The sequence below is a fragment of the Nocardioides sp. genome, from assembly GCF_031422975.1.
Taxonomy (GTDB): Bacteria; Actinomycetota; Actinomycetes; order Propionibacteriales; family Nocardioidaceae; genus Nocardioides.
This window is the reverse complement of the sequence record NZ_JANPEO010000144.1, coordinates 1-2,131: the sequence shown is the minus strand read 5'-3', so window position 1 is coordinate 2,131 and position 2,131 is coordinate 1. Positions and strand designations below refer to the sequence as shown.

The 2,131-nt window shown below is 70.1% G+C and carries 1 protein-coding gene and 1 pseudogene; both read left to right on the top strand.

Annotated elements, in window-relative coordinates; all coding sequences use genetic code 11:
• Positions 1–1,234, top strand: a 1,234-nt coding sequence (gene ccrA / locus RMO85_RS04585) for a crotonyl-CoA carboxylase/reductase (protein WP_310526755.1), incomplete at its 5' end; no start/stop codon positions are given.
• Between the two features lie 218 nt (positions 1,235–1,452).
• Positions 1,453–2,131, top strand: a pseudogene (locus tag RMO85_RS04580) (hypothetical protein); the annotation flags it as partial.

Genomic DNA, 2,131 nt, shown 5'->3' with positions numbered 1-2,131 from the left:
CGTGGACATGTTCGAGGGTCTGCCCAGCAAGGAGAAGGACCCGCGCAAGTCGCTGCACGTCGGCGACGTCGCCCTCCCCGAGCTCGGCCCGGGCGAGGCCTACGTCGCGGTGATGGCCTCGGCCATCAACTACAACACCGTGTGGACCTCGATCTTCGAGCCGGTGTCGACCTACGGCTTCCTCGAGCGCAACGGCCCCAACAGCGAGCTCACCAAGCGCCACGACCTGCCCTACCACGTGGTCGGCTCCGACCTGTCCGGTGTCGTGCTCAGGACCGGTCCAGGCGTCACCAAGTGGAAGCCCGGCGACCGGGTCGTGGCCCACTGCCTGTCCGTCGAGCTCGAGGGCCCCGACGGCCACAACGACACGATGCTCGACACCGAGCAGCGCATCTGGGGCTTCGAGACCAACTTCGGCGGCCTCGCCCACATCGCGTTGGTGAAGTCCAACCAGCTGATGCCCAAGCCCGGTCACCTCACCTGGGAGGAGGCCGCCTCCCCCGGCCTGGTCAACTCCACGGCCTACCGCCAGCTGGTCAGCCGCAACGGCGGCGACATGAAGCAGGGCGACAACGTGCTGATCTGGGGGGCGTCCGGCGGTCTGGGCGGCTTCGCCACGCAGTACGCCCTCAACGGCGGCGCGACGCCCATCTGCGTCGTCTCCTCCGAGGACAAGGCGGAGATCTGCCGCAAGATGGGCGCGGAGCTGATCATCAACCGCAGCGACGAGGGCTACAAGTTCTGGAACGACGAGAACACCCAGCAGGACCCACGCGAGTGGAAGCGGCTCGGCGCCAAGATCCGTGAGCTGACCGGCGGCGAGGACATCGACATCGTCTTCGAGCACCCGGGCCGCGAGACCTTCGGCGCGTCCGTGTTCGTGACGCGCAAGGGCGGCACCATCACCACCTGCGCCTCCACCAGCGGCTACATGCACGAGTACGACAACCGCTACCTGTGGATGAACCTCAAGCGGATCATCTCCTCCCACTTCGCCAACTACCGCGAGTCGTGGGAGGCCAACCGCCTCATCTCCAAGGGCATGATCCACCCGACGCTGTCGAAGACCTACGGTCTCGACGACGTGGGCCAGGCCGCCCTCGACGTCCACAAGAACGCCCACCAGGGCAAGGTCGGTGTGCTCTGCCTCGCTCCCGAGGAGGGGCTCGGCGTGCGCAACCCGGAGATGCGGGCCAGGCACGAGGAAGCGATCAACCGGTTCCGCGGAGTCTGAGCCTGCGCAGCGAGGAACGAGCGGAGCAGGCGAAGCGACCGCCAGCGCGGCGTCTGACCGGACGCGCCACACCCCGCCACACTCCCGACACACCTCATTCACACCCCGGTGCGCGATTCGTCCGCGAGCCGGGGTGTGTTTGTTCGCGCCCGTCGTACAGACTGGGCGCCACGCCATCGGCACGACCGCAGAACGACGTAGAGAGTGGGTGCTCGACCATGAGCAGCGATCAGGGCCTGTCCATCTTCGACGAGGAGCCGGAGTCTGACCCCGACCTCGACGCGGAGGTGCCGCCCCCGAACGCCGCCGACGCGAGCGGATCCGCCGACAGCACGGCCACGCAGGTCATGCCCACCGTCCCGAGGCCCCAACCCCGCGCTGAGCCCGACCAGTCGACGCAGCGGGTCGCCACGTCGCGCACCACGACTCCGGCCCCGCCTGCGTCCGCCCAGAAGCCGGCGCCCAGCACCCAGCCGGCGCCCAGCATCCAGCCGGCCCCTGCCCGCGCCGTCCCCACCGAGGCGCCCAGCCGGCCCCTCTCGCCCCCGGCGTCCCCGCTGGGCAGCACGCCGGGCGCGGCTGCCGGCTCGGTCCTGCCCGTCGTGCGCCGCGGCGGCTACGACAAGCTCGCTGTCGACCAGCGCATCGCCCAGCTCGCGGGTGAGAAGTCGGGCCTCAGCAACAGCCTGAGCGCCTCGGAGCGGCGGGTGCTCGAGCTCCAGGGAGAGCTCGAGAGCCTGCGCGCCGAGCTGGCCGAGAACAAGACTCCCTCCTACGCCGGGCTCGGCGGCCGGGCGACCTCGATGCTCAAGCTCGCCGAGGACGAGGCCAACGACGTCCGCGAGGCCGCGGCCCGCGATGCCGACGAGATCCGTCTGCTCGCCACCCGCGACGCCA